General features: G+C 54.5%; 23 protein-coding genes. 14 read left to right on the top strand and 9 right to left on the bottom strand.

Going from position 1 to position 26,067, the window contains the following annotated elements:
• Positions 1 to 18 precede the first annotated feature (18 nt).
• The 4 genes from ACR0AI_RS19955 to ACR0AI_RS19940 form a co-directional block, all read right to left on the bottom strand.
• Complete coding sequence (locus tag ACR0AI_RS19955; RefSeq protein ID WP_480676654.1) at positions 19 to 1,752, bottom strand: amidohydrolase; 1,734 nt, start codon at positions 1,750 to 1,752, stop codon at positions 19 to 21.
• A 131-nt stretch (positions 1,753 to 1,883) separates the two neighbouring features.
• The gene (locus ACR0AI_RS19950; protein WP_068333923.1) at positions 1,884 to 2,588 is read right to left on the bottom strand and encodes a hydrolase; all 705 of its coding nucleotides are present in this window, start codon (positions 2,586 to 2,588) and stop codon (positions 1,884 to 1,886) included.
• A 30-nt stretch (positions 2,589 to 2,618) separates the two neighbouring features.
• Positions 2,619 to 2,873, bottom strand: coding sequence for a DUF1427 family protein (locus ACR0AI_RS19945; RefSeq protein ID WP_480676651.1), 255 nt, complete (start codon positions 2,871 to 2,873; stop codon positions 2,619 to 2,621).
• Complete coding sequence (locus tag ACR0AI_RS19940) at positions 2,870 to 3,631, bottom strand: pirin family protein (RefSeq protein WP_480676649.1); 762 nt, start codon at positions 3,629 to 3,631, stop codon at positions 2,870 to 2,872. The genes ACR0AI_RS19945 and ACR0AI_RS19940 overlap by 4 nt, the downstream gene beginning before the upstream one ends.
• A 137-nt stretch (positions 3,632 to 3,768) precedes the next feature.
• Here ACR0AI_RS19940 and ACR0AI_RS19935 point away from each other — a divergent pair, with 137 nt between their 5' ends.
• Positions 3,769 to 4,719, top strand: a complete 951-nt coding sequence (locus ACR0AI_RS19935; RefSeq protein ID WP_480676647.1) for a LysR family transcriptional regulator — start codon at positions 3,769 to 3,771, stop codon at positions 4,717 to 4,719.
• Here ACR0AI_RS19935 and ACR0AI_RS19930 read toward each other — a convergent pair.
• On the bottom strand, positions 4,681 to 5,301 hold the full coding sequence (locus ACR0AI_RS19930; RefSeq protein WP_170690357.1) for an alpha/beta hydrolase: 621 nt from the start codon (positions 5,299 to 5,301) through the stop codon (positions 4,681 to 4,683). The genes ACR0AI_RS19935 and ACR0AI_RS19930 overlap by 39 nt on opposite strands.
• Before the next feature lie 14 nt (positions 5,302 to 5,315).
• Complete coding sequence (locus ACR0AI_RS19925; RefSeq protein WP_480676645.1) at positions 5,316 to 6,251, bottom strand: VOC family protein; 936 nt, start codon at positions 6,249 to 6,251, stop codon at positions 5,316 to 5,318.
• A 113-nt stretch (positions 6,252 to 6,364) separates the two neighbouring features.
• On the opposite strand from ACR0AI_RS19925, the gene ACR0AI_RS19920 reads away from it, so the two are divergent.
• Positions 6,365 to 7,276 carry a LysR family transcriptional regulator gene (locus ACR0AI_RS19920; RefSeq protein WP_480676643.1) on the top strand — a complete coding sequence of 304 codons (912 nt, stop codon included), beginning with the start codon at positions 6,365 to 6,367 and terminating at the stop codon, positions 7,274 to 7,276.
• A gap of 591 nt (positions 7,277 to 7,867) precedes the next feature.
• On the opposite strand, the gene ACR0AI_RS19915 is transcribed toward ACR0AI_RS19920, so the two are convergent.
• Positions 7,868 to 8,647 carry an MOSC domain-containing protein gene (locus ACR0AI_RS19915; protein WP_480676641.1) on the bottom strand — a complete coding sequence of 260 codons (780 nt, stop codon included), beginning with the start codon at positions 8,645 to 8,647 and terminating at the stop codon, positions 7,868 to 7,870.
• A gap of 396 nt (positions 8,648 to 9,043) precedes the next feature.
• Here ACR0AI_RS19915 and ACR0AI_RS19910 point away from each other — a divergent pair, with 396 nt between their 5' ends.
• The 10 genes from ACR0AI_RS19910 (at position 9,044) to ACR0AI_RS19865 (ending at position 19,532) form a co-directional block, all read left to right on the top strand.
• On the top strand, positions 9,044 to 10,363 hold the full coding sequence (locus tag ACR0AI_RS19910; protein WP_170375848.1) for an ABC transporter substrate-binding protein: 1,320 nt from the start codon (positions 9,044 to 9,046) through the stop codon (positions 10,361 to 10,363).
• A 79-nt stretch (positions 10,364 to 10,442) separates the two neighbouring features.
• Positions 10,443 to 11,390 carry a carbohydrate ABC transporter permease gene (locus ACR0AI_RS19905; protein ID WP_155150124.1) on the top strand — a complete coding sequence of 316 codons (948 nt, stop codon included), beginning with the start codon at positions 10,443 to 10,445 and terminating at the stop codon, positions 11,388 to 11,390.
• Positions 11,387 to 12,325, top strand: a complete 939-nt coding sequence (locus tag ACR0AI_RS19900) for a carbohydrate ABC transporter permease (protein ID WP_010442361.1) — start codon at positions 11,387 to 11,389, stop codon at positions 12,323 to 12,325. The genes ACR0AI_RS19905 and ACR0AI_RS19900 overlap by 4 nt, the downstream gene beginning before the upstream one ends.
• Positions 12,322 to 12,510, top strand: a complete 189-nt coding sequence (locus ACR0AI_RS19895; RefSeq protein WP_155150119.1) for a hypothetical protein — start codon at positions 12,322 to 12,324, stop codon at positions 12,508 to 12,510. The genes ACR0AI_RS19900 and ACR0AI_RS19895 overlap by 4 nt, the downstream gene beginning before the upstream one ends.
• A 2-nt stretch (positions 12,511 to 12,512) precedes the next feature.
• Entirely contained in the window at positions 12,513 to 13,610 is a 1,098-nt protein-coding gene (locus tag ACR0AI_RS19890) for an ABC transporter ATP-binding protein (protein ID WP_480676639.1), read from the top strand.
• Positions 13,603 to 14,595 (top strand): ABC transporter ATP-binding protein, encoded by a 993-nt coding sequence (locus tag ACR0AI_RS19885; RefSeq protein ID WP_480676637.1) that lies wholly within the window; start codon positions 13,603 to 13,605, stop codon positions 14,593 to 14,595. The genes ACR0AI_RS19890 and ACR0AI_RS19885 overlap by 8 nt, the downstream gene beginning before the upstream one ends.
• 11 nt (positions 14,596 to 14,606) lie before the next feature.
• A complete protein-coding gene (locus ACR0AI_RS19880; protein WP_480676635.1) occupies positions 14,607 to 16,229 on the top strand; it encodes a dihydroxyacetone kinase subunit DhaK in 1,623 nt (540 codons plus the stop codon).
• Positions 16,230 to 16,236: 7 nt separating this feature from the next.
• Positions 16,237 to 17,295 carry a LacI family DNA-binding transcriptional regulator gene (locus tag ACR0AI_RS19875; RefSeq protein WP_480676633.1) on the top strand — a complete coding sequence of 353 codons (1,059 nt, stop codon included), beginning with the start codon at positions 16,237 to 16,239 and terminating at the stop codon, positions 17,293 to 17,295.
• 27 nt (positions 17,296 to 17,322) lie between these two features.
• Complete coding sequence (locus ACR0AI_RS19870; protein WP_480676631.1) at positions 17,323 to 18,378, top strand: sugar phosphate isomerase/epimerase family protein; 1,056 nt, start codon at positions 17,323 to 17,325, stop codon at positions 18,376 to 18,378.
• On the top strand, positions 18,378 to 19,532 hold the full coding sequence (locus tag ACR0AI_RS19865) for a Gfo/Idh/MocA family protein (RefSeq protein WP_480676629.1): 1,155 nt from the start codon (positions 18,378 to 18,380) through the stop codon (positions 19,530 to 19,532). Before ACR0AI_RS19870 ends, ACR0AI_RS19865 begins: the two co-directional genes overlap by 1 nt.
• 449 nt (positions 19,533 to 19,981) lie before the next feature.
• Here the strand turns inward: ACR0AI_RS19865 and ACR0AI_RS19860 are convergent, their stop codons facing one another.
• Positions 19,982 to 21,661, bottom strand: a complete 1,680-nt coding sequence (locus ACR0AI_RS19860) for a BCCT family transporter (protein WP_480676627.1) — start codon at positions 21,659 to 21,661, stop codon at positions 19,982 to 19,984.
• Between the two features lie 334 nt (positions 21,662 to 21,995).
• Here ACR0AI_RS19860 and ACR0AI_RS19855 point away from each other — a divergent pair, with 334 nt between their 5' ends.
• Positions 21,996 to 22,928, top strand: coding sequence for a LysR family transcriptional regulator (locus ACR0AI_RS19855; protein WP_480676625.1), 933 nt, complete (start codon positions 21,996 to 21,998; stop codon positions 22,926 to 22,928).
• A gap of 627 nt (positions 22,929 to 23,555) precedes the next feature.
• Here ACR0AI_RS19855 and ACR0AI_RS19850 read toward each other — a convergent pair.
• Entirely contained in the window at positions 23,556 to 24,755 is a 1,200-nt protein-coding gene (locus ACR0AI_RS19850; RefSeq protein ID WP_480676623.1) for an ROK family transcriptional regulator, read from the bottom strand.
• A 188-nt stretch (positions 24,756 to 24,943) separates the two neighbouring features.
• Between ACR0AI_RS19850 and ACR0AI_RS19845 the strand changes: the two genes are divergently transcribed.
• Complete coding sequence (locus ACR0AI_RS19845) at positions 24,944 to 25,963, top strand: substrate-binding domain-containing protein (protein ID WP_480676621.1); 1,020 nt, start codon at positions 24,944 to 24,946, stop codon at positions 25,961 to 25,963.
• Positions 25,964 to 26,067: the final 104 nt, after the last annotated feature.

Below are 26,067 nucleotides of genomic sequence, written 5' to 3'. Positions count from 1 at the left end.
TCTCCTGAGGTCTTGCCGCTATTCAGCGGCAAGGCGGCCTTGGCATTGCGTCGAAGCGCCGGGAGCGCCGAAAATTGGAACGGGTGACCAATCGGGAAGCTCTGGCAGAGGGGCCGGTGCATGCGCCGCAAATCGGGCCTTGGCGTGCACGATCTTGCCGCCTGTGAGTGTCAAGTCGGCCTCGATCTCGGTGATCGCGTCCTCGGCGATCGAGAAATAATCCCGGTCGAGCACGGCGATATCCGCCCATTGCCCCGCCTTGATCTGACCTTTCTTTCCCGCTTCCCGGCTGAACCAAGCCCCGGCGGCGGTCCAATGACGCAGCGCGTCGTGCCGATCCAAACGGTTCGCCGCACTCCAGATGATGTCCCCGCCACGACCCTTGCCAGAAACGGCCCAGTGAATGGCCAACCACGGATTATAGGACGACACCCGCGTCGCATCCGTGCCAGCAGCCAGAGGCACACCCGAGGCCATCATCTTCTTGACCGGCATGACTTTGCGCAGGGCATCTTCGCCATAGCGATCACGATAGGCTGTGGTCTGAAAAGCGATGCGGTTTTGGTAGCTGATCCCGCCGCCCAGGCGGGCAACCCATTCCATGGTGGATTCTGAGATCGTCTCACCGTGATCGAAAATCCAATTCAGCTCTTCCAGCCCTTTGTCACGGCCGACCTCTTCAATAAGGCTCAGCAACCGGTGGGCGCTTTCCTCGTAAGTGCAGTGGAACCGGATCGGCCAGCGGTTCTCGAACAGAAACTCGAGTACTGGCCTGAGGTCCCCTTCCATTCGCTTGGGCAGATCGGGGCGCGGGTAGCTGAAATCTTCGAAATCATAGGCAGACGCGACCAGCATCTCGCCCGCGCCCACACATTTCAGGTAGTCGTTGCCTTCGTCTGGCTTGACGATGTCATTCCAGCGTTTGAAATCGTCCAACTCAAACATCGGACGCTGCGCAAAAAGCTGATAGCCGATTCGCACGGTTTGCTCGCCGCGTTTGTTCAACTCGGTGATGACGCCGTAGTCATCTGGATAGTTCAGGAACCCACCCGCGCAATCCAAAGCCGAGGTCAATCCAAGACCATTCAGCGCCTTGAAATAGTGCTTGGTCGAGGTGACCTGCTGTTCGAAATCCAGCTTGGGGGCCATATCCAACAACGCGTAAAGCGGTTGCGCGTTGGGGCGCGCCATCGCGAGACCAGTCGGGTTGCCCTGATCGTCCCGCTCCAGACGCCCTGAGACAAAGGGCTCGTAGAAGTGTTTGTCGATGCCGATTGCACGCAGGGCGGCTTTGTTCAGCCACGCCCGATCATAGAGATGCAACACGTAGACAGGCACATCCGGCGCGACCGCATTGATCTCATCAATCGTTGGCAAACGCTTTTCAGCGAATTGATCAACGGACCAACCACCAACCACGCGGATCCATTGCCCGGCAGGAGTGCGCTCTGCCTGCGCCTTCAGCATACGCAGACCGTCGGCAAGCGACGGAACGTGATCCCAGCGCAGCTCCATGGCGAAGTTGTTGCCTTGTCGGATGATGTGCGTATGGCTGTCGATCAGACCGGGAATTACACGCTGGCCGCCCAGATCAATGGTTTCGGTTTTGGGGCCCGCAAGCCCAAGCATGTCCTTGTCCGTTCCAACGGCGGTGATCTGATCCCCTGAAATTGCCACGGCCGTTGCTTCGGGCCTTTCGGGATCCATTGTCGTGATCTTGCCGTTGAAGAGTATCTTGTCTGGGGCGGCCATGGTGCGCATCCTTTGGCAAAGCGGGAGTGGTCGGCGCCCGCAGGTCGGGCACAGATGAGAATGGTTTGGAAATTCTCCCGCTCGGTTTCATGGGGAGGGATGAGGGGACCGAGCGGGCGTTGCGCGGCAGACTACTCTGCGGCGACTTTTCCGGCAGGTACCGCTTCCAGCGTAGGGCCAGAGTGGCGGCTGCGCGATGGCGCCTTGTGAACCATCGTGTAAGCGTAATCGACGCCCATGCCGTAAGCACCGGAGTGTTCGCGCACCAAGTCCATGACAGCATCGTAGGTGTCGCGCCGTGCCCAATCTCGCTGCCATTCCAGCAGAACCTGTTGCCAGGTCACGGGGATGACTCCGGCCTGAACCATCCGGTCCATCGCGTATTTGTGGGCATCAACCGACGTACCGCCCGACGCGTCAGCAACCATGTAAATTTCGTAGTCCGTGTCGGCCATGCAGCTCAGCGCGAAGGTGATATTGCAGACCTCGGTCCAAAGACCCGAGACAACGATTTTCTTGCGTCCTTCCGCAGCTCCTCGTGCCAGTGCATCGCGGACTTTCTGGTCGTCCCAGGAATTCATCGACGTGCGTTCGAGAAGAGGTGCCTGTGGGTTTACATCCAGAAGTTCAGGATAGGTATGCCCCGAAAAACTGTCCGTTTCGACCGTGGTGATGATAGTGGGCACGTCAAAGATCTTGGCGGCTTTGGCCAAGGCAACGGTGTTATTCTTCAGCGTCTGACGATCAATCGACTGCACGCCAAAAGCCATCTGTGGCTGATGGTCGATGAAGATGATCTGGCTGTTCTCTGGTGTAAGGACTTCAAGTTTGGACATTTTTCATTCCTTGGTTGAGGTTGGATGGGGCTAAAGGGTTTTGGGTTCGGTTGATTGGCCCGTCTCTTCCGCCTGCGTGACGGCGAAGGATTTTAGATGCAGGGCCTGTGACACGGCGTCGGAATGACCCCGGATCCATTGCACTGCAGCTTCTCCGGCGAGCATGCCCAAGAGGCCCAAAAGCGCGATGATTGGCGGGGCGGGACTGCGGACTGCGATCAGGCCATAGATGACCCCAATCCCGAGGCCCGCTGCGAGCGATATGAGATATGGTTGCCAAGTCACGTCGGGTCTCCTTGCAATTCTGGTTCGATTGATCTGGCTTTGAGGGTTTTGGGTTCTTTCCTTGCCGAGGGGCTTGGCATATCGAAAACCAGCGCAGCCCCGTCGGTGTGCCACCGCAAGGTGACCTGTTCGGATCGCGGAACCTGTAGACCGTCACCCGCGCTCAGACGTTCGTGCTCGGCATTGGCAAGGCCATCCAGCAGATGAACGAAGTGGTCACTTTCGCCATTTGGAGAAAGCGCAAGTTCTTGTCCTTCGGTGAACCGACGAAGCACCAGTCGCGCCCTTGATCTCAACGGGATCAAAGGGTGCAACGTGGCGGGTCCAGCGAGCAGGACATCCCCTTCGCTCGGAAGCGAGGCTTGTGTGTATGAAGGCTTACCACCGAGCTGATCAGGGATCAGCCAGATTTGCAGGAATTTTGCGGGCTCCGACGTGGACCTGTTGTATTCGGAATGGCGCACGCCCTTGCCTGCCGACATTCCCTGCACTTCGCCTGTGCTGATACTGGCGACATTGCCCTGATCGTCCTCGTGGCGCAGCTGTCCATCCAGAACCAGTGTAATGATATCCATATCCGCATGACCATGTGCAGCAAAACCACCACCCGGGATCAGGCTGTCTTCGTTGATTACGCGCAGATTGGCGAACCCCATCCGCGTCGGGTCTTGGAACTGGCCGAACGAAAACGTGTGATAGCTGTCCAGCCATCCGTTTTGCGTACGTCCCCGCGATGCTTTTTCGTGGATCTTGATCATTTCACTCAGTTCCAAGTTCTGTTGCTCTTCGATGTGGGGCGTAGTTTGAACTCGACAAAGCAGAAGTTCTGCGGGTATGCATTAGTTAGGCTAAACTGTTTTTCTGTATTGCCATGCCGCTGTCCCGATTGCCTTCCTTGCTAAGTTTGCGCGCCTTTGAGGCCGCAGCGCGGCGCGGCTCGATCAAGGAAGCGGCCTATGAGCTTTCGGTGACGCCGGGTGCGGTTAGCCAGCAGATCAAGGCGCTGGAGGCCGACCTTGGGGTGGCTTTGTTTGTGCGAAAGACCCGCGCGATCCATTTGACACCCGAAGGGCAGCGCTTGCAGCCAACGATCAGCGAAGCGTTCTTGCAGATCCGTCAGGTTGTCGATGAGGTCCGACCCAAAAAGACGCCTAAACTGCGCATCAGTTCCAGCAATGCGTTGATCAGCAAGTGGCTTTTGCCAAGGTTGCACAAGTTCACCAAGGACCACCCCGATGTTCAGGTCCATATTGAGTCCGAAAACCCTTCGGACCACAAAACCCACGCGACCGCCGATATCGAAATTCGATACACCAGCGAACCGCCTGAGGACCGCTATACGGAGTTGCTTCACCGCGAGTTGATGCTGGTGGTCGCCAGCCCAGCTGTGCTGGACACGTTCGATATAAAGTCCCCTGCCGGCATCAAGGCCACGCATGTTCTGTACGATACAACGCCGATGCTGGACGGGTCGGTTCCCAGTTGGGTTCTTTGGAGCCAACACGCCGGGCTTCCGAATGCGGTTGATCCTTCGAAAGCCATGCGGTTCGAAAGACCTCCGGGTGGCCAGATTGTGGACGCTGCGATCGCAGGCGCGGGTGTCGCGCTCTGCGGGTCGCTGCTGGTCTATTCCGCGCTTTCGGACGGTCGGCTTGTTTGCCCGTTCGGCCCGGTGGTGGAAACCGGGTTCAGCTATTTCATATGTTGCCACCCGGGCCGGGAACTTGAAGAGCATATTCATGAGTTCATGTCCTGGGCGCGCAAAGAAGCCGCCGTGTTGTCTACGTTGAATGCAATGCGTGAACCTTCACCCGGGGCCGACATTCCCGTTGAAGTGGGAGGCTAAAGCCGTCAGTTCAGAGTTTCGCAGCTCGTGTCCGCCTTCATGGACGTCCGAAGTGACCTCGGCACCATGTTCAGAAAGCCAACTGATAAGGCGTTCCGTCATTGGCCATGGCGTGATTGGGTCGCGTCGTCCGGCGGTCACCAGAACTTTCCGCCCCACCAGCTTAGGATGCGCGTTCGGTTCCCACGTAACCATCGGATGCAAAAGGCCGACCCGCTCGAACAAGTCAGGGCGTTTTAGAAGGACCGCCGCCAAGATGTTTGCCCCGTTCGAATAGCCGAAGCCATAGACCGGATGACCGGGATGAGACGCGCGATGGGCCTCGATGAACGCAGTCATCTTGTCTGTCGCACGCGCAAGGTCCTCCATGTCATACACTCCTTCGGCCGTGCGGCGGAAGAACCGCGCGGCCCCCATTTCAGAGACATCGCCGCGTGGTGATACGACCCCGGCGCCAGCAACAAGAGTGCCGGCCAATTCAACAAGCTGATGCTCATCCCCTCCGGTGCCATGAAAGGCAAAGACCAGCGGACGGGCGGGTTGCGGCGCATGCACAAGCGCCTGATAGAGATCTTTGGACATTTCAACCTCTGAAATCATGATGCAAGTGGGGGCAGGAGACTTTCGATCTTGCTGCGATGTGGCTCGTAGCGGGTAGGCAACTTAAGCGCCTTACCCAGATGGGCCGTGTCTTCATCGCGGTCAAAACCGGGCTCGTTGGTAGCGATCTCAAACAGCACACCACCCGGCGTGCGGAAATAGATCGCCCAGAAATAGTCACGGTCGATAACCGGCGTGACCTGATAGCCTGTATCCAGCAAGGCCTGCCGAACACGCAGTTGCGCGGCGCGGTCCTCGACGGCAAAAGCGATATGATGAACGGACCCAGCGCCCTGACCAGCGGTCGGGGTACTTGACGATAGCTGCTGCAGATCGATCGTGTCTGCAGCGTTGCCCCCTTCGATCACATAGCGAGTGACGTCACCTTTGGTTTCAGCCTTCTGGTATCCCATGAAGGTTAGCAGTTCGCCCGTCGCATCGACATCCTTCAGAGAGAACCGAGCGCCCCGGAACCCAAGAATCGCGGCCTCATCAGGAACCCCGCCCTGAGTCCAAGCTGTCCGGCCTCGCGCATCAGACTCGACCAATGCAAAGCTATCGCCATCGGGGCCGTCAAAAGACAGACGCTTTTCTCCGAAGACCGTGTCATCGGCCAGCCCAGTCACACCCTTGGAGGCAAGACGTTGTTTCCAGAATTCGACACCACCTGTGGGGATGGCAAACTCTGTCACGCCGACTTCGCCGGCGCCTCTGCGTCCCTTTGGCATCTGACCAAAAGGAAAATAGGTCATGACCGAACCCGGTGTTCCAACCTCGTCCCCGTAGTAGAGGTGATACACCTCAGGCGCATCGAAATTGACCGTCTTTTTCACCCGGCGCATGCCAAGCGTGTTGGTAAAGAAAGCGTTGTTGGTGCTGGCATCTGCAGCCATCGAAGTGACGTGGTGCAGCCCTTTGATATCTTTGATCATGTTCCGCTCCTGGGCGAGAGTTCAACTTGCATCAAAGATGGCGCATCTATTATTAAAGTTAATAGACAATAATTTTTGTTTATTATTGACGAAAACGGAATTATTGAACTGAGATGATCGAGCTGAAGCCCATCCGCGTTCTGCGCGCCGTATCAGACCTGAAAAGCTTTTCTCTGGCAGCGCGCGAACTGGGCATCGCGCCGGCATCAGCAACACGCATCATAGCACAGCTTGAGAGAGACCTGGGCACACAGCTTCTGGTGCGTACGACTAGGCAAGTTTCACTAACCAGCGCCGGAGCAACTGTCCTTGCGAAGTACAGACCGCTTTTGGAGGGGTTTGAAGAGGTCACACGAACTCTTCAACGGGCCAATCAACCTGACAAGGGCCATTTGCGTCTGACCGCGCCGGTATCACTGGGCGTCACGTTGCTGCCGCAAGTGATCTCGGGGTTTCGTCTCGCCTATCCGAATATTTCAGTCGAGATCAACTTCACCGACACCCTGCTCGATGTGATTGAGGAAAACTGCGACCTCGCTGTACGTGTGTCAGGTCCGCCTACCGACAAGTCGACAATTTGGCGCAAACTCTGCGAAGTTCCGCGGCATATGATTGCTGCGCCATCTCTGTTTGAACACATACCCCGGCCTGATCATCCGCGCGATCTGAATCCAGACTTTCTGATGTCTTACAGCGCGCAAGGCCGCTCGGAAACTTGGGATTTCTCGCATGCAGGTAGCAACGTTTCAGTTCAAGCAGGCGGAAATATAATCTCCAACAATGGAGACTTTCTCTACGCTCTTGCGGTCGCAGGAGAAGGCATATGTGTTCTACCGGATTTCATTATTGACAAGGGATTAGCTGGCAGGCAAGTCGTGCAGGTCATGTCAAACTGGTCTATCACGTCGTTATGGTTGACGCTGTACTACCCCCCATACGAACAACTCCCACCGATCGTCGGAACGTTTGCCGAGTACTTTGAAAAATTTGTTCAAGACCACCCGAATCTGGAAACACAGGTTTGAAGCCATTTGGGCTGCAATTCGGCGCTGGTTCTGCGTAGGGCAAGTCAGGTTGAAGGGCACTGTTTACGGGACCATAAAATGGGTGAGTTCGCTCAGTTTACGATGCAAAGGTCATAGTTCAACTGATGTACAACACAAGGGTGCTACCTGATGCCGATCGTTCGCCTAGTTTCTGGTCCAACCGTAACGGTTGGGTCAAGTTCGCGTGAAGTTCAATAACTATGCGGGGCGACACATAGATCTGCCTTTCGGTGACAGCTGAGCTTTCACCCTTTTACCAAGTGATTTGCCTCAATCTCATCAAAACTACCATTGACGACAAAAAGACCTTCAAACGCGTGGTCAGCGCACATAGGCCCATCTTTCTTTTCAAGCCCAAGAAACGGTCAGAATAGTCCACAAACAACGTTGTTGGTAAATCTTCTAGGTTCGGTCAATAACATGCTTAAACTGGAGCATCGTTTTTCGAGGGAGTTAAATTCGCTACGCTGGTCGCGCAAGAAGACGACTGTTGAAAGTGTAGACACAAATCATTTGAGAGAACGCAGGGCAAACCGACTTGGGTTACTGCTTTGGCCGGGGGGGTAGTATTCAATCTAGCATTTCCCCAGTTTGGCCAACGCTCAGCGTTCCGCCTTTAGCCACCTCAATGTAGACACCCATGTCCATATGGCCCATCAACTTCCGAATTAGATAGGGTATCTTCAAGTCCCGCTCGGCCGTACCCGGGTTCACCTCGGTGGCAGCACACCTTTTCGTGCGCGAGAGTATCTTTAACTCGACATCGCCAAATCTAAGAACTGATCCAACTGCGTCCAGCTCAGAAAACGGGGGTAAGCCTTCTATCTCAATATTCGCCCGGAAGCGTGCTGGGTGGATTTCCGCGTTCAGTTGTTCACCCAATTTCTCCACAGACGCCAGATTTAAAACGGATATCGCATTCATCATTTTAGGTGAGACGACAGACACATCTGTAAACCGATGAGGAGCAGACGAAACGAAATTTGGCGGTTCGGGATCTTTTAAATCGATCTCCGAAGACAGGAAACTTGCCGCATTCATCCGATCTTCTGGTGCTTGCATATTAAAGCTGTGTGTTTTGCCGCTCGCCTTGATCTCAAGAAATTGGGTCTCAATATCAAAACTCGTCTTAACGCCTGCCAGTGCAGCCTCATTCAACAGAACAACAAAGCGATCTTTCGGTAGTGGCTGAGGGTTCTGCGCATCGAAACCGGAGTTGTAGCGCGCGAATCCGAACAAACGATCACCAGGAATCCCCTCTCCTGCTCGCAGCTTTACGGTTTGCATGGGCTCGGCACTCAAACCTTTAATTGGGTACCGGTTCAATCTGACGATAGAGAGCGTGTTCATACGTCTGCACCTGACCAAACGAGTTTTACACGATCCTGCGTGGTCCGTGCTGTTTGACGCTATCTCCAATTCTCCAAGGTATCGACCAAATAATCTGTGAGTGTCTCAAAAGCGTGTTCGCTTAACCTGCTGGACACATCATTGCAGCGGTACGGGATGTACCATTTTGGATCAACAGGGCCTCAAAAATCCTAACTGTCAAAAATACATGCGCATCAACGAGAACAAGTAAATTAAATAAAATCAATAACTAAAAAGCGATGTCGACGACCTTCTTTGACTATTTGAGGTACGAACCTCAAAAATTTCTGGACTTGAGGTGCGTACCTCAAATAGCCTTGGAAGTATGCCGCGATTCGCACATCCTCGATTGACGGCGCAAAAAGGGAGGAATGGATGACTTACACAAAACTGGCCTCGGCCAGCGCAATAGTCCTTGCCGCTACTACTCTTTCTACCAAGGCAAATGCTGAAGATCTGACGCTTTGTTGGGCTGCATGGGACCCGGCCAACGCGCTTGTTGAGCTATCAAAAGAATTCGAAGCAGAATCCGGCCACACAATGAACTTCGAGTTTGTTCCCTGGCCAAATTTTGCGGACCGGATGCTGAACGAGCTGAACTCCGGGGGTAAGCTCTGCGACCTGCTGATTGGTGACAGCCAATGGATCGGTGGTGGCGCCGAGAATGGTCACTATGTCCAGCTGAACGAGTTCTTCGACGCCGAAGGCATCAGCATGGACGATTTCGCGCCGGCCACTGTTTACGCTTACTCGACCTGGCCTAAGGGTACACCAAACTATTACGCGCTGCCTGCGATGGGCGATGCAAACGGCTGGTTCTATCGCAAGGACTGGTTTGAAAACCCCGACATTCAAGCTGCATACAAAGAGGCGACGGGTCAGGACCTGCGTGAACCGCAGTCTCAGAAAGAGCTGCTGCAGATCGCACAGTTCTTCCAAGGTCGTGAGATCGACGGCAAGACCGTCTATGGCGCCGCAATCTTTACCGAGCGCGGCTCGGAAGGAATCACCATGGGTGTGACCGGAGCGCTGTATCCTTGGGGTTTCAAATACGAAAACACTCCGGGCTCATATGACATGGAAGGCGCGGTAAACTCACCCGAAGCGGTTGAAGCTTTGGAGTTCTACAAGGAATTCTACGAAACCGCGACGCCTCCGGGATATACCAACTCCTACATGGGTGAGAGCCTGGACGCCTTTAAGTCCGGTCAGGTCGCCATGGCCATGAACTGGTTTGCGTTCTTCCCAGGTCTCTATGCTGACCCCAATACCGGCGGTGACAAGATCGACTTCTTCGTGAACCCACCCCAAAATCAGGCTGGTTCGACACTGGGCGGACAAGGTATCTCTGTTGTCAGCTACTCCGACAAGCAGGACGCTGCACTTGAGTACATCAAGTGGTTCGCGCAGCCAGAAGTGCAGGCCAAATGGTGGGAGCTAGGCGGCTACTCGGCGCACAACTCGGTACTGGAAGACCCCGGTTTCGTGGACAGTCAACCGTTTGCCGGAGACTTCCTGGAAGCAATGGGCGGTGTGCAGGATTTCTGGCAAGAGCCTGCTTACGCGGAACTTCTGCTGGCAATGCAGAAACGCATCCACGACTACGTGGTTGCTGACCAAGGTACAGCTCAGGAAGCGTTGGATCTTCTGATCGAAGATTGGACGGAAGTCTTCGAAGACGAAGGCAAGCTTTAATCCGGACACAGGCCGGAGCGGGTGCAATCCCGCTCCACCTTCACCCGTGAGTCCTACACCAACAAGAACTGGCAAAGAGATGTCTGACAGGACCGTAGATCGCGTTGCGCAGGCAACGCCCGAGCGAGTTGCGCGAAAAATCCGGGGACTATCCGACCGCGCGATCGCCTGGATATTCATCTCCCCAACGATTTTTCTATTGCTGGCGATCAACATCTTTCCGTTGATTTGGACCATCCAACTGAGCTTTACCAACTACAAAGCCAACCGGATCGGGCGTGAAGTCAAAGATGTCGGGCTCAGGAACTACGAGCGTATCCTGACGGACTCGGACACCTGGCTGAACATGCAGGCGACGGCGCATTTCCTGTTCTGGACGATCTTTTTCCAGGTTCTGATCGGGTTTGCTCTGGCGTGGCTGATCAACAAGAAATTCAAGGGCAACGATCTTTGGACCACGATTATCGTGCTGCCGATGATGCTGTCTCCGGCGGTTGTCGGGAACTTCTGGAAGTTCCTGTATCAACCTCAAATCGGCCTGTTTAACTACATCGTGTCCTGGTTTACCGGCAAGGACCCATCGAGCTTTGAAATGCTGGGATCTGTCACGTTGGCCCCATGGGCGATCGTGATTGTCGACACCTGGATGTGGACCCCCTTCGTGATGCTGATCTGCCTGGCAGGCCTGCGAAGCATTCCCGACTACATCTATGAGGCGGCTGAGATCGACAGGGCTAGCAAGCTGCGGCAGTTCTTTACGATTACCATCCCGATGGTGCTGCCGTTCCTGATGCTCGCTGTGCTGTTTCGAGGGATCGAGAACTTCAAGATGTTCGACCTGGTGGTGCAACTAACCGGCGGTGGGCCGGGGTCTGTTACGGAACTCACTTCGATAAACCTGAAACGCGAAGCCTTTGAAAAATGGCGTACGGGCTATGCGTCAGCCTATGCGATCATCCTTTTCGTCACCGTGTTCGGCCTTGCGTCGATCTACGTCAAAGCCCTGAACAAGGTGAAACAGAGATGAGCAGTTTTTCCGTCACTGAACCTTCGAACCGGTCCAAATGGATCGCAGGCTTCCTAGTCATTACTTATGCGCTGATCACAATGATCCCGCTGGTATGGATCTTGTTGACCGGTTTCAAATCGCCCGCCGACGCGATCAGCTATCCGCCCAAAGTGGTGTTTGACCCCACGCTTGAAGGCTACGTCAATCTCTTCACCACCCGCACGCGGCAAACCCAGGAATTTCTGGAAGCCAACCCGCCTCAGAACTGGGCCGATGAGATCGTGCGTCAATACGACATGGTGATTGTCGGGCCGTCCAAGTTCGGCGAGCGTTTTATGAATTCAGTAATCATCGGATTTGGCTCGACATTCTTGAGTATCTTCCTTGGCACGCTTGCCGCCTATGCGTTCAGCAGGTTCAAGGTCCCGCTCAAGGACGACCTTCTATTCTTCATCCTCAGTACAAGGATGATGCCTCCGGTCGCCGTCGCCATCCCGATTTTCCTGATGTTCAGAAACCTTGGTTTGAGCGACACGCATCTCGGGATGATCCTGCTCTATACAGGGGTAAATATCTCCCTGGCGGTTTGGTTGCTGAAAGGGTTCATCGACGAAATCCCCAGAGAGTACGAAGAAGCCGCGCTCATAGATGGCTACACGAGGTTTCAGGCCTTCTACAAAGTGGTGCTGCCGCAAGCCGCCACAGGCATCGCGTCAACTGCGATCTTTTGCCTGATCTTCGCCTGGAATGAGTACGCGTTTGCCGTGCTGCTGACATCCGCGAATGCGCAGACTGCACCTCCGTTCATTCCGACGATTATCGGTATTGGCGGCTTGGACTGGCCCGCGGTGGCAGCAGGTGCCACGATCTTCCTGATCCCTGTCATGATCTTCACCATCCTGATGCGCAAACACTTGCTGCGAGGGATCACATTCGGAGCCGTACGCAAATGAGCGAGTTTCTGACCGGATTACTACGGCTCCGCCGCGGCCCATGGGAGATGGTTGCAACCATCCTGATTGCACTGGGTGTCTTCATGCTGATGCAACCCTTTGTCCTTTGGGCCTTCACCTACTCTTTCATCGTCACGCTGATCGGAACCGTCATGTTCATCATCGTCAGTCATTTCCCGGAGTAGAAATGGCCCAGATCGTAGTTAAAAACGTAAAGAAGATGTTCGGCGATTTCACGGCTGTCCGCGAAAGTTCGTTCACGATTGAGGACGGCGAGTTCTTCATGCTGCTGGGCCCGTCCGGATGCGGAAAAACCACGACCCTGCGTATGATCGCAGGGTTGGAGCTTCCAACGTCGGGTGAGATTTATCTGGACGGCGAAGAGATCAGCCAGCGCCCGCCGTCAGAGCGGGACATTGCCTTCGTGTTCCAGATGTTCGCGCTGTACCCGCACATGAACGTACGCAAGAATATCAGTTATCCGCTGATATCGCAGGGTATGCCGCGTGCTGCTGTCAAAGCCAAAGTCGAGGAAGTCGCGGGAATTCTGGGCATCAACGATATACTCGATAGCCCGGTAGGTGGACTATCAGGCGGCGACAGGCAGCGCGTGGCGCTGGGTCGCGCGATTGTTCGCGAACCCAAGGCGTTCATGATGGACGAACCGCTGGGTGCCTTGGATGCCGAGTTTCGTGAGCATATGGCCGAAGAACTCCGCGCGCTTCATGATCGCATGGGCGCAACGACTGTTTACGTCACGCATGATCAGCTGGAGGCCATGCAAATGGGCGACAAGATCGTGGTGATGAACAACGCTGTGATCGAGCAATTCGGCACACCTCAGGAAATCTACGACAAACCAGCTACGATGTTCGTTGCGGACTTCATCGGATCGCCTTCGATGAACTTCTTGCCGTTTCAAGGAAAGGTCGAACCTGGCTCGGAAATGGTTCGATTGAATGGCCATGACGAAGCCGTGCCCAAACTGATGGAAGGGGCAGAAGGAGACTTGGTTTTCGGTGTTCGCCCCGAGCATGTTTTTCTGTCGGATGCGAGCGCCTACAGGGCCAAGGTCCTGGCCGCAGAGTATTTGGGAACCACCCAGATCGTGACGCTGCAAAGCCCGAACGGAGAGCTAAAAGCCCGGATTGATGCGCGCGAAACCGTTAATCCCGGCGAGACAGTGGGATTGGAGTTCCGCTCCCGCGCAGTAACCCTGTTTGAAAAGTCTACTGGGCGCGCGTTGAGGTCCGCTCTGAACGACGAGGTACTAAGCAATGGCTGAAGTCGTGTTGGAGAATATCTCGAAGTCATTTGGCAACGTCAAAGCGGTGGATGATATCTCAATGACGATCCCCAACGGGGCCTTTGTGGTGTTGTTGGGCCCGACTGGAGCGGGAAAAACAACGACTCTGAGATTGATTTCCGGGCTTGAGAAACTGGATTCGGGAACGGTGTGGATTGCCGGGCGAGATGTTGGAATAGATACGCCCGCCCAGCGCGATGTGGCGATGGTCTTCCAGCAATACTCGCTATACCCGCATATGACGGTGCGCGAGAACCTGTCTTTCCCGCTGCGGTCGCCGATCCTGAAGACGCCAGAGGATGAGATCGCAAGGAAGGTCAACGAAGTCTCAGAAATCCTCCAGATCCCGCACAAGCTGGACAACAAAGCCACTGAACTGTCAGGCGGCGAAATGCAGCGTGTGTCGATCGGACGGGCTCTGGTGCGCGATCCGCAGATCTTCCTAATGGACGAACCGCTCAGCTCTTTGGACGCTAAGCTGCGGGCGGATTTGCGGGTCGAGCTGAAAAGGATTCAGGCCGATCTGGGATCAACCTTGCTCTACGTGACCCACGATCAGGTCGAAGCCATGACAATGGCGACGCATATCGGCGTTTTGGAAAACGGCCGGTTGGTTCAATACGGAACACCCCGGGATATCTATGAAAACCCGGGCAGTGTTTATGTCGCCAGCCGGTTGGGTCTGCCGCGGATCAACATCCTGCCGTCCGAGTTATTTGGAGGCGATCACAAAGGCCCGCAGATTGGCCTGCGTCCGGAAAACATCATTGAAGGCGAAGGCAGCGAGGCGCGTGTGATACGCGCCGAGCATCTGGGAGATCAAACACGGCTGCACCTGGACCTGAATGGTCACCCGGTTGTGACCCTGATTGATGTCCATCAGGACTACCCATCTGGAAAGATTATAAAAATCCGCCCCCACAACCCGTTGTATTTTGACGCGTCCGGCGCGCGCGTGAATTAAGGAGCAAAAGCATGGCCCAGTTCCTCAACACAAAAGAAACCCTGGTGACAGAGGCGATAGACGGCCTTCTGGCTTCCTCTGGCGGGCAGCTAACCCGGCTAGACGGCTATCCGCATATCAAGGTTGTTTACCGGTCGGATTGGGACAAGTCGAAGGTCGCCCTGGTATCCGGAGGAGGGTCCGGTCACGAACCCGCCCATGCCGGTTTCGTTGGCGCCGGTATGTTGACAGCCGCGGTGTGTGGGGAAGTGTTCGCCTCGCCCTCGGTCGAGGCGGTTCTAGCGGGCATTCTTGCTGTCACGGGTGAGGCTGGATGCTTGCTAATTGTCAAGAATTACACTGGTGATCGGCTGAATTTTGGACTGGCGGCGGAACGCGCCCGCGCTTTGGGTCGCAAGGTCGAGATGGTCGTTGTCGACGATGACATCGCCCTGCCCGACCTTCCGCAACCACGTGGCGTTGCGGGAACGTTGTTCGTTCACAAAATCGCCGGGGCGCTTGCCGAAAGCGGTGCCGATTTGGACACCGTCACCGCCGCAGCGAGACGAACCATAGCAAAGGTTGTCAGCATCGGTATGAGCCTGGACACCTGTACCGTTCCGGGTTCTCCGAAAGAAGACAGGATCGCACCCGGGAAGGCAGAGCTTGGCTTGGGTATTCATGGCGAGCCCGGTGTACAGCAAGTCGAGTTCTCAAACGCGGTATCGGCCATGTCCACAGTGGTGGAGAAGCTGAAGCAAAGGGTTGGGTCTGGGGACTGCGTGGCGTTGGTTAACAACCTCGGCTCAACAACTCCGTTGGAAATGTCTGTCCTCACGCATGCGTTGTCCGAAACCGGTATCGCCCACCATATCATTGGCCCGGCCCCCATGATGACATCGCTGGATATGCACGGGTTTTCGGTTTCCATTCTGCCCGTGGATCAGGACGATTTATCAGCCCTTGAAGCACCTGTTGATCTGGCCGCATGGCCCGGGGTCAATTCCATCGGCCCGATCAAAGTTGCACCATTGCCTGATGGCCTGACCCCGATCGATCCAATTCCTTCGAACAATCCCGCAACAAAGGAAACGATCACCCGGTTGTCTGAGCTGCTCATCAACGCCGAGAAAACCCTGAATGAGCTGGACGCGAAATCCGGAGATGGCGATACAGGAAGCACATTGGCGACTGCCGCAAGAGCATTGCAAGGTAGCCTTGATCGCATGCCGCTTGCTGATCTGACGCAACTGTTTCCGGCGTTGGGCAATGAGTTAAGCCAGACAATGGGTGGCTCATCCGGCGTGATACTCGCAATCTTTTTCAACGCAGCTGGAGACGCCTGTGCGAGCGGGGCTTCGGTGCCAAAGTCCCTGGTCGAAGGTCTGAATCGCGTCAGTCAGGTTGGGGGTGCCAAGGTCGGTGACAGAACAATGATTGACGCCTTGGCACCGGCACTTGCCGCACTGCCATCTGGTCTTACGCATGCGGCCGAGGCTGCCCGCGAAGGCGCGAACAACACCGCAAATATTCGTCGTGCGAAGGCAGGCCGGGCAGCCTATGTTCCCGAAGAAAACCTAGTTGGACATAACGATCCCGGTGCTGAGGCTGTTGCTTTGTTATTTGAAGGCTTGGCGCGGGAGATTGAGGGCTGAAGAACACGTGGAAGACCAAAAACAAAAACTAGAATTGGTGAAAAAGCCAACCGTCAACGACCTCGCGCGCGTCGCGGGTGTCAGTCTCGCGACTGTAGACCGGGTCTTGAACAGACGCCCCGGCGTGCGTGCCGTAACCGTACAGAAAGTACAAAAGGCAATTGATGAGCTGGGCTATGTGCGCGATACGGCCGCGGCCAACCTTGCGCGAAACCGAGTTTACAACTTCCTCTTTGTTCTGCCGGACACGGACAACGAGTTTGTGGAGGCAATCAGCAGTCAGATCGCAGAACAATCCCGTGACCAATTTATCGAGCGGACCCGCATTGCGATAAAGAAGGTCGCTCCGTTTGAACCGCAAGATATCGTCAACATTCTGGATGCTGTGGACAGTTTGGATGTAGACGGAGTCGCCGTTTTTGGGCCCGAAACGCCTTCTGTTCGCGATGCTGTCAAAAGGCTCAGGGACAAAGGCGTTCCGGTGGTCGCCTTGGTGTCTGACTTGCCCAGTTCCGATCGAGACCACTTTGTAGGAATTGATAACGTTTCGGCAGGACGGACCGCCGCTCAGCTGATGGGACGGTTTGTGCATCGCCCGGGCAAAGTGTTGGTTCTTACAGGTTCTCGTTTGGCACGTGATCATCTGGAGCGCCGCCAGGGTTTTGATTTAGTTGTGGCTGGGGAGTTTCCGCACCTCGAAGTGGTCGCGTCCGTCGAGGGCCGGGATGACCCGGATCTGATTTACAAGATGATGCCTGAAATCTTTGAGACTTACCCGGATCTTGTTGGAATATACTCGTCAGCAGCGGGCAATGCGGGTCTGATTCAATTTCTCTCAGAAAACAGGTTCAGCAAAGATCTGGTGATCATAGCGCATGAGCTCACGCCGCTCAGTCGTGAGGCGCTTAGGCTTGGCACATTTGACGCCTTAATCTCACAAGACACCGGGCATATTGTTCGTTCTGCCGTCCGTCTATTGCGCGCAACTACGGATAAGGTTCCATTCAACAAAGCGCAGGAACGTATCCGTATCGACATCTATCTGAAGGATAATTTACCGCCATAGAGGCATAGGTTTTGGGGAGGAAATTATATGAAGACGATCAAAGGTCCAGCTTTGTTTCTTGCACAATTTGCGGGGGACGAAGCACCATTCAATTCGTGGGACGCGATCACCAAATGGGCGGCGGATTGTGGATACAAAGGCGTTCAAGTTCCCAGTTGGGACGGTCGGTTATTCGACCTGGAACAAGCCGCGTCCAGCACCGGTTATTGCGATGACTTCAAAGGCAAAGCCCAAGAAAATGGCGTCGAAGTCACCGAACTTTCAACACACCTTCAGGGGCAGCTTGTGGCCGTTCACCCCGCCTATGACAGCGCGTTTGATGGCTTTGCTGCCGAAAGCGTTCGCGGGAACCCGAAAGCCCGGCAAGAATGGGCAGTGGATCAGGTCAAAAAGGCTCTGTCAGCGTCAAAAAACCTGGGTATTTCCGCACATGCAACATTCTCTGGCGCGCTAGCATGGCCCTATGTCTATCCTTGGCCGCAACGCCCTGCCGGCTTGATTGAAACGGCGTTTGATGAGCTTGCGCGTCGTTGGGTGCCAATCCTTGATCACGCCGAAGACTGCGGCGTTGATGTTTGCTATGAAATCCACCCCGGAGAGGACCTCCACGATGGTGTGACGTACGAGATGTTTCTGGAACGGACGGGAAATCACCCACGGGCCTGCATGCTATACGACCCGTCACACTACGTGCTGCAATGTCTCGACTATCTGGACAATATCGACATCTACAAAGATCGGATCCGGATGTTCCATGTGAAAGACGCCGAGTTCAACCCGACCGGGCGGCAGGGTGTTTATTCCGGATATCAAAGCTGGGTTGATCGGGCCGGGCGGTTCCGGTCGCTTGGCGATGGCCAAGTGGATTTCGGGGCTGTGTTTTCAAAAATGGCTGCGAATGACTTTGATGGCTGGGCTGTGGTCGAATGGGAATGCTGTCTCAAGCACCCCGAGGATGGCGCGCGTGAAGGCGCTCAGTTCGTGTCCGATCACATCATCCGTGTGACCGAGAAAGCCTTTGATGATTTCGCTGATGGTGGTGCCGACGAAGCCGCCAATCGTAAAATGCTGGGGATTGAGTGATGGTCACAGGACGCAGTGAAGAAACGTCAGGACGTATTCGCCTTGGCATGGTTGGCGGCGGAAGTGACGCCTTCATAGGCGGTGTTCATCGCATAGCCGCTCGACTGGACGACAAGTTCGAGCTGGTTGCCGGTGCTTTGTCTTCGACGCCAGAGAAGTCTCTTGAAAGCGGTCAGGCATTGGGGCTCGAACGGGTCTATGAAGACTTCAAACAAATGGCGATAAGGGAAGCCCGGCTGAAATCTGGGATTGAGGCGGTCTCAATCGTCACGCCAAATCACGTCCATTATGCAGCCGCGCGTGAGTTCCTGAAACGCGGTATTCATGTCATTTGTGACAAGCCACTCACCTCGACCCTTGCCGATGCAAAAAAGCTGGTCAAAGCAGCAGAAAGCGCGAATGCCCTATTCATTTTGACCCACAACTACACGGGTTATCCGATGGTTCGGCAGGCGCGCGAAATGGTTGCCAACGGCGAAATTGGCAAGATTCGTGTGGTTCAGGTTGAGTACCCGCAGGACTGGCTGACCGAGCAGCAGGATTTCAAACAGGCTGAGTGGCGAACTGATCCCGAACGCTCGGGCGCGGGCGGATCGACCGGTGACATCGGAACCCACGCTTACAACCTCGCTTGCTTTGTAACCGGGCTGACAGCGGAAAGCCTGGCGGCGGACTTGCAGGCCTTTGTGCCGGGGCGCAAAGTCGATGACAACGCCCACGTCTTGCTTCGCTTCGAAGGCGGAGCGCGAGGTATGCTGTGGTCGTCTCAGGTGGCTCCCGGAAATGAAAACGCACTTCGGTTGCGGGTCTACGGCGAAAAAGGTGGGCTGGAGTGGGCCCAAGAAGATCCCAATTACCTTTGGTTCACACCATACAACGAACCCAAGCGTCTGATCACTCGAAATGGAGCTGGAGCTGGTGATGCTGCCAATCGGTTGAGCAGAGTCCCTCCGGGTCATCCCGAGGGATATCTTGAAGGTTTCGCCAATATCTATGGAGAGGCTGCTGAGGCGATCCAAGCTTTCCGAAATGGGAGTTCGCCTGATGCGTCGGTTGTTTATCCAACGGTTTATGACGGGCTAAATGGTGTTAAGTTTGTAGCCGCATGCGTGCAGAGTTCTTCAAGGAATGCGGCTTGGGTCAGCTTAACTTAAATCCTGGTTGTGGGCGTAGGGCATGTATCTTGGAAGGCAGCAATGGTATGTACCAAAAACCGAAGCGCGTAACCAATAGATAATCAATCCAAAAAACGAACGGCGAGCGTCATTGAATCGGTGTTGCCTGAAGTGGCCTCTGGTTGAGTGGAGTCCACATCCACGGACAAAACGGACAATCAATCCAATGTGCGAGATATGATCCAATTGTCTTGTATGCCAAGAACGACCACAATGAACTCGAAGTGCAAATTGCCATATCGTGTATCATAGCAGCTAGTGTGCAAAAGCTGACTTTGCAACATTCAACGTAGGACGCATTTTCAATTGTGATCAACTAATCAGTGCGCAGCGTAAAAAAAAACCGCACTTTTGATAGGTTTCTGTGTGTGTTGCTTTCATGCTTGTGACCCTAGGAACGTCCCAGGGTCACTACTGGCTATGCAATATTATTCCGCTGGCATCGTCGATGTTTCTGGATCAATAGTTGATGCGATGCCGGCAGCTTCGCGGCGCCCATCGTTCCAGATCGCTTTTATCAACGCAATGCACATCAGCGCCATGACTATAGAGAAAGGTAATGCGCCGATTACCATGGCTGTCTGGATTGCCCCTGTTCCACCAGAGATTAGTAAGCCGCCAACGACCAATGCCAGCGCCGCACCCCAGAACATGATGTGCGGGCGAGCCTTGGGCCCTTCGTCTCCAGCAGCGTTGATCGTGTTCACGATCAGAACTGCCGAGTCAGCTGAAGTTACAAGGAACGTCATCAAAAGGATCACGATCACTACCGCCATCGCCCAGGCAAGGAACTCCGCTATTGGCGCGAGCATGTACGTAGTCATGGCAAAGATCTTGTCACCATTGGCTGCGTCTAGAATCACGCCATTCGCACCGCCATTCAGTTCGAGGTCGATGGCCGTACCACCGGCCCACGCAAACCAGACAAAGCACATAAGCGAGGGTACGATCATTGCGCCCAGCACAAATTCACGGATGGACCGACCGCGCGAAATGCGCGCCAAGAACAACCCGACGAAGGGTGCGAACGCGATCCACCAAGCCCAGTAGAACACCGGCCACCAGCCTTGCCACTGTGCTAGTAGGAAAGCCTCGGAGCCCTCAACGCCATCTGATGCGTAAACATTGAAGCTGAGCCAAGGCAAAGCGATCAAGTAATCCCAGATACCGACAAAGAAGGCCTTGGCGCCAAAGAATGTCGCTCCGAACAGCATGAAGAATCCCAGCAAGAAGATCGACAAAGCCATGTTGATGTTTGACAGCCACTTAATACCTTTACCCACACCGGACAGAGCCGACAGCGTCGAGGCACCCATAATGACCAGCAAGGCGACGACGATACCCAGTGTTGTGGCAGACCCGTCTGCGTTGGCCAATCCACCAATGCCGATACGGGTCAGACCCGCCACAAATTGCTCGACACCAAATCCCAAGGTCTGTGCCACACCGAGGATGGTCGCAACAACGGCCACGATATCAATCAGGTGCCCAAGGTTGCCCGACAGCGCTTTACCAAAAAGTGGTGTCAAGGATGAGCGGATCGTTAGTGGAAGCCCGCGGCGATAGCTGAAGAATGCCAGTGCAAGACCAGCAATCGCGTAGCACGCCCAAGCGCCCAATCCCCAATGTAGGTAGGACCACACGTAGGCGGTGCGCACATTGTCTGCATCTAGAGCTGTAGTGACACCCTGAATAACCGAAGGGTTGTTCTTGAAGTGAGCTACGGGTTCTGCAACCGCCCAGGTCAACATCCCAACGCCGATCCCTGCACCGAACATCATCGAGAACCAGGAGAAATTTGAGAACTCCGGCTTTTCACCTTCGACACCAAGGTTCAAACGTCCCGCAGCTGGCCAGATGGCCAAACCAATACAGACGATAACAAATCCGGTTACGACCCAGATGTACCAAGCAGCAAACTGAGCCAGAATAGCCGCGTTCCAGTCACCAAGAATCCTGCCGGCCTGGGTTGGCCAAACGATGCACCAGACGACCAACAAACTGATAATGATCTTACTGATCACCGTGACATTTACACTGAACCCCCGATAAAAACCGTTATCGGCGGTCTTAATCGGAAGTTCGGAAAGAGGTGGCTTTATTGCCATAGTCAACTTCTCCCTGTTTTGGATATTGTAGTAAGACTGTCTGCTAGTCTTGGTCCGACAGCCGATATTGCCGGGAAAGCAATGAGCCCAACGATTCACGCAAATTGCGTCGTCAACCTCAATGGATCCGGAGAGTTAGAGCTCTCTGAAATTATTAGCTTCTTAGAGCCATCGTACGTATGTGAATATCGCTACTCGGATGGCGGTCCGCGCTTATGGCCGCGGCTTTGTTTTGTTATCATTGGCTCCCGTGTTGCTTTCACAGGGCTGCACTCGCGCCCATTGGCATAGTTTTTGGTATAAATTTTCTTTCTTTTGCAGTAGCTGAGTAATTATGGATGACATTAACAAAGTTAATACCAATCTAAGCCGGAACCTCGTGGCGCTCTATGCGTTCGAAATGGTCGCAAAGCATGGAAACTTTACGAGTGCGGGAGACTCTCTCGGGCTGACCCAGTCCTCTATCTCGCAACGGATAAAAGGTTTGGAGGTTGATCTGGGTGTCGTCCTCTTCAAAAGGGAACACCGGGGTGTCTCACTGACACACGAGGGTTTGAGGCTTTTGAACGTGGTCAGACCAGCAATGACGCAGATGAACTATGCGGTAAACTCTTTGCTGGAACGCAAAACTAAACCCAGCGTTCGAATCTCAGCCGATTTTGCGTTCTCAACATTCTGGTTGCTGCCTCGTCTTGGTTACCTCCGAGAGGAAATCGGGGATGAAATTGAATTTCAGATTTTGGCTTCAAATGTGCCACCCAGTCTGAATGATACCGATTGCGACATTCGTATTCATGTTGCGCCCCAGGACCAGATCAAACCTGATGAAATACTAGTCTTGGAAGAGGTTGTAGCTGCTGTTTGCAGTCCTCAGCTGTTAGAGAAGATCGGGCCAATCCAAAATCCTGCAGACTTGCTCAATGTTCAACTCTTGAGTCTGTCAAAACCCGCAACCGCGGCGTGGCAAACCTGGCAAGGATGGTTTGATAGCTTAGGCGTAACGGGCGAAAGAAAGAAAAATTACATTAGTTTCAACAACTACGACATGGTCACTCAGGCAGCTTTGTCAGGTGAAGGCGTTGCATTAGGCTGGATTGGATTGATTGATGATCTGCTCAGCAAGGGTTCTCTTGTGACCGTTACGGACGATCTCGTTTTCAGCGATGCCGGTTATGTGATGTCACGGAGCCATACCAACTCGGGCCGAGGACCCAGGCTTGTGTTCGACTGGATCGCGGACCAAGTTCTCGCAACATCTTCAAAATAGCGCACTGTCGGATCCTTCGGTCGACTCTGCCATAAGTTCAGTTCAACTCGAAAAAGCACTGCAATACAAAATTGCTCCGAAGCAGCATTGGACCCTCCTTTTTTCGCGCCTTGCGGACTATTAATGTCTGGTTACGAGTTTCGGCAATACGGGAGCGACTTCAGCATCTAGGTTTCCAGTCAAGTGACCGAATTGGGCCGTGAATGATGGTGAGCCTCGCGATGTCGCTCTGCATTATTACGCTGACTCTTAGGGCAGCAAAGAGCCCAAAAAGACAGATACTGCACACAGCGTGAATGTCCGTTCAGAAAAGACAAAACACTTTTTCATTCTTACCCTGATGAAGTGCGGCTTCGGCCTCGGTCAGTTGATTCTTGGCGCGGCGTGCAAGTCTGGCATCCTGTGCTTTTTCAGCCAAAGGAAAAAAGCTATCGCTTCGTTGCCAACAGTGTTGGGCTAGTCGAGCGGGACGCGGTCACGGGTTGCAGCCTTTAAAACGGCCCAAGGTGGTCCATAGTAATCAAATTGATGGCACACTTCAGCTACCTCGAACCGGCTGCTCCTATGCGTCCGCATTGAGTAAGAGCGGTTCCTTCTTGACTAAGACTTGAACCCAAGAAGCTTAGGCTACATCCCAGAAAGCCCAGCATTGGTGTTCAACAGAAACTGGCGGAAAATTGGGCTGCTTGCCGCTCCAATACCGCGGGCGTTTTCTCCAACAGCTGCAGCTTCAACAACTGGAGGAATCAAACCGCGTTTGTCTTGGTTGGCCAGGTAACGACGAACTCGTGAGACCAGCTCTTCCCGTATTTCAGGTGGGAATGCGCCGTCGATGAAAATCGCTTCAAAGTCGATGACCGCGCAAATAGACAGCGCAGCCTTGGCCAGTTCCTGTGCCGTGGTGCCGATCCAGGGTTCGACATAGCGAGAAATGCTGCTCCAATCCTGTGGCTTTTTCCACAAGATTACCGGATCAATACCCGCTTCGATCAGCCTGTCCTCGAGCAGAAACAGCGATGCAGTGTCGATCAGTTGCTGGCTCTCACCCAAAGGACCCGTTGTCCGCATGGCGCCCAAGGCACCGGCATTGCCTTGGTTGCCCTCAAATACGGTGCCATTCAAGGCAACGCCTCCGCCAATCATTGAGCCGATGAAGAAATAAAAATAGTCTCGATACTCGGCCCCGCGGCCATAGAGATGTTCGGCGTGACACGCGGCTGTGGCGTCATTGACCACAAAAACCGGCAGGTTGCTGAACTTGGCGACTTCGGAAAAAAAGTTCACGTTTCTCCAGGATTTGAATTTCTGAGCCGCAAGCCCAGACAGGTCGTGCCACTTCCACAGCTCGAACGGTGTACCGATCCCGATCCCGCATACACGGTCGCGAAGCTTCTGGGGTTCATTGGCCAGAAGCTCTTGCAATCCTTCCTCCAAAAACCCGAACACAGCTTCGGGCAGCGGGTAGTCATAAGTCGTCGAGAGCTGTTGGCGAGGCTTGCCGGTGAAGTCGATCAAAAGAAGATCGGCGCTGCGGCGACCGATCTTCATTCCCACCGACAGAATGCCTTCGGGATTGAGTTCCATGGGGATCGAAGGTTTCCCAACTTTGCCCTTCAACGGTGTCCCACGTTTGAGAATCTCGTCCTTTGCGAGCTTACGCAGGATGATCGACACGGTCTGCGGGGACAGGCCCGTCAGCCGCGCGACATCGGCCCCGGCAGCAGGTCCATGCCGTTGTAAAACCGTCAGAATCAGGCGTTCGTTGTGATCACGAACACCGCTTTGGCTTACCCCGCCAGTTAGTATTTTCAGCGCCTCTCTTTCCATTACCCTAAACATAAACACCTTGTTTTCTTATGAAAAGATGCGCAGTCAAATTAATAAATAAACTTTATTTATTTATTGACACAGAGACTAGAATCACGGTTTCTTGAGCAGGACCTTCATTGCAGGATGGAGGCGCGCCTTGTCGCTATTCCGCGCGGGGCCACAACAATTTTCTGGGAGGAGACTAAATGAAAAATCTATTTAAGGTTGCCGCATCCGCCACAGCGCTGACTTTGGCCGCAGCATCCGCACAGGCGGCTGGTGAAACCGTTTGCCTGATCACCAAGACCGACACCAACCCCTTCTTCGTCAAGATGAAGGAAGGTGCGACCGCCAAGGCAGAAGAGCTGGGCATGACGCTCAAGGCGTTTGCTGGCAAGGTTGATGGCGACCATGAAACTCAGGTCCAGGCTATTGAGACCTGCATTCTCGATGGCGCAAAAGGCATTCTGCTGACGGCATCCGACACCAGCTCGATCGTTCCCGCGGTCAAACAGGCCCGTGATGCAGGCGTTCTGGTCATTGCGCTGGATACGCCGTTGAGTCCGATTGACTCGGCGGACGCGACTTTCGCCACGGACAACTACAAGGCTGGTCTGCTGATCGGTCAATGGGCGAAGGCCAAAATGGGCGACGCTGCAGCAGATGCCAAGATCGCGACACTGGATCTGAACGTCAGTCAGCCGACGGTGGACGTTCTGCGCAATCAGGGTTTCCTCGACGGGTTCGGTGTGGACCTGGCGGACCCGAATGTCATCGGTGACGAAACCGATGCGCGTCTGGTCGGCAGTGACGTGACCGACGGTAACGAAGAAGGCGGCCGCCGCGCGATGGAAAACCTTCTGGCCAAGGATCCATCCATCAACGTAGTTCACACGATCAACGAACCGGCCGCTGCGGGCGCATATGAGGCGCTGAAATCCATCGGGCGCGAAAACGACGTTCTGATCGTTTCGGTCGACGGCGGATGCCCCGGTGTCCAAAACGTCGAAGCCGGTGTGATCGGTGCGACAAGCCAGCAGTACCCGCTGTTGATGGCCTCGCTTGGTGTTGAGGCCGTAAAGAAATGGGCTGAAGAAGGCGTGAAGCCCGAAAACACACCCGGCAAAGACTTCTATGACACAGGCGTAGCGCTCATCACCGACCAGCCGGTTGATGGGGTTGAGTCGCTGTCGGTTGCAGAAGGCCTGGATCTCTGCTGGGGCTAAAGACAGCCCTATTGGATGAGGCGCGCCGCAGCGCCTCATCAATCCTTTCACCTGCAAACCGAAACTTCCTGTACACTGATTTCGTGGACGCGATGCCAGCCACG

Source organism: Ruegeria sp. BG3 (assembly GCF_056538485.1).
The sequence above is the reverse complement of the archived record's forward strand: the minus strand, read 5'-3'. Positions and strand labels throughout refer to the sequence as shown.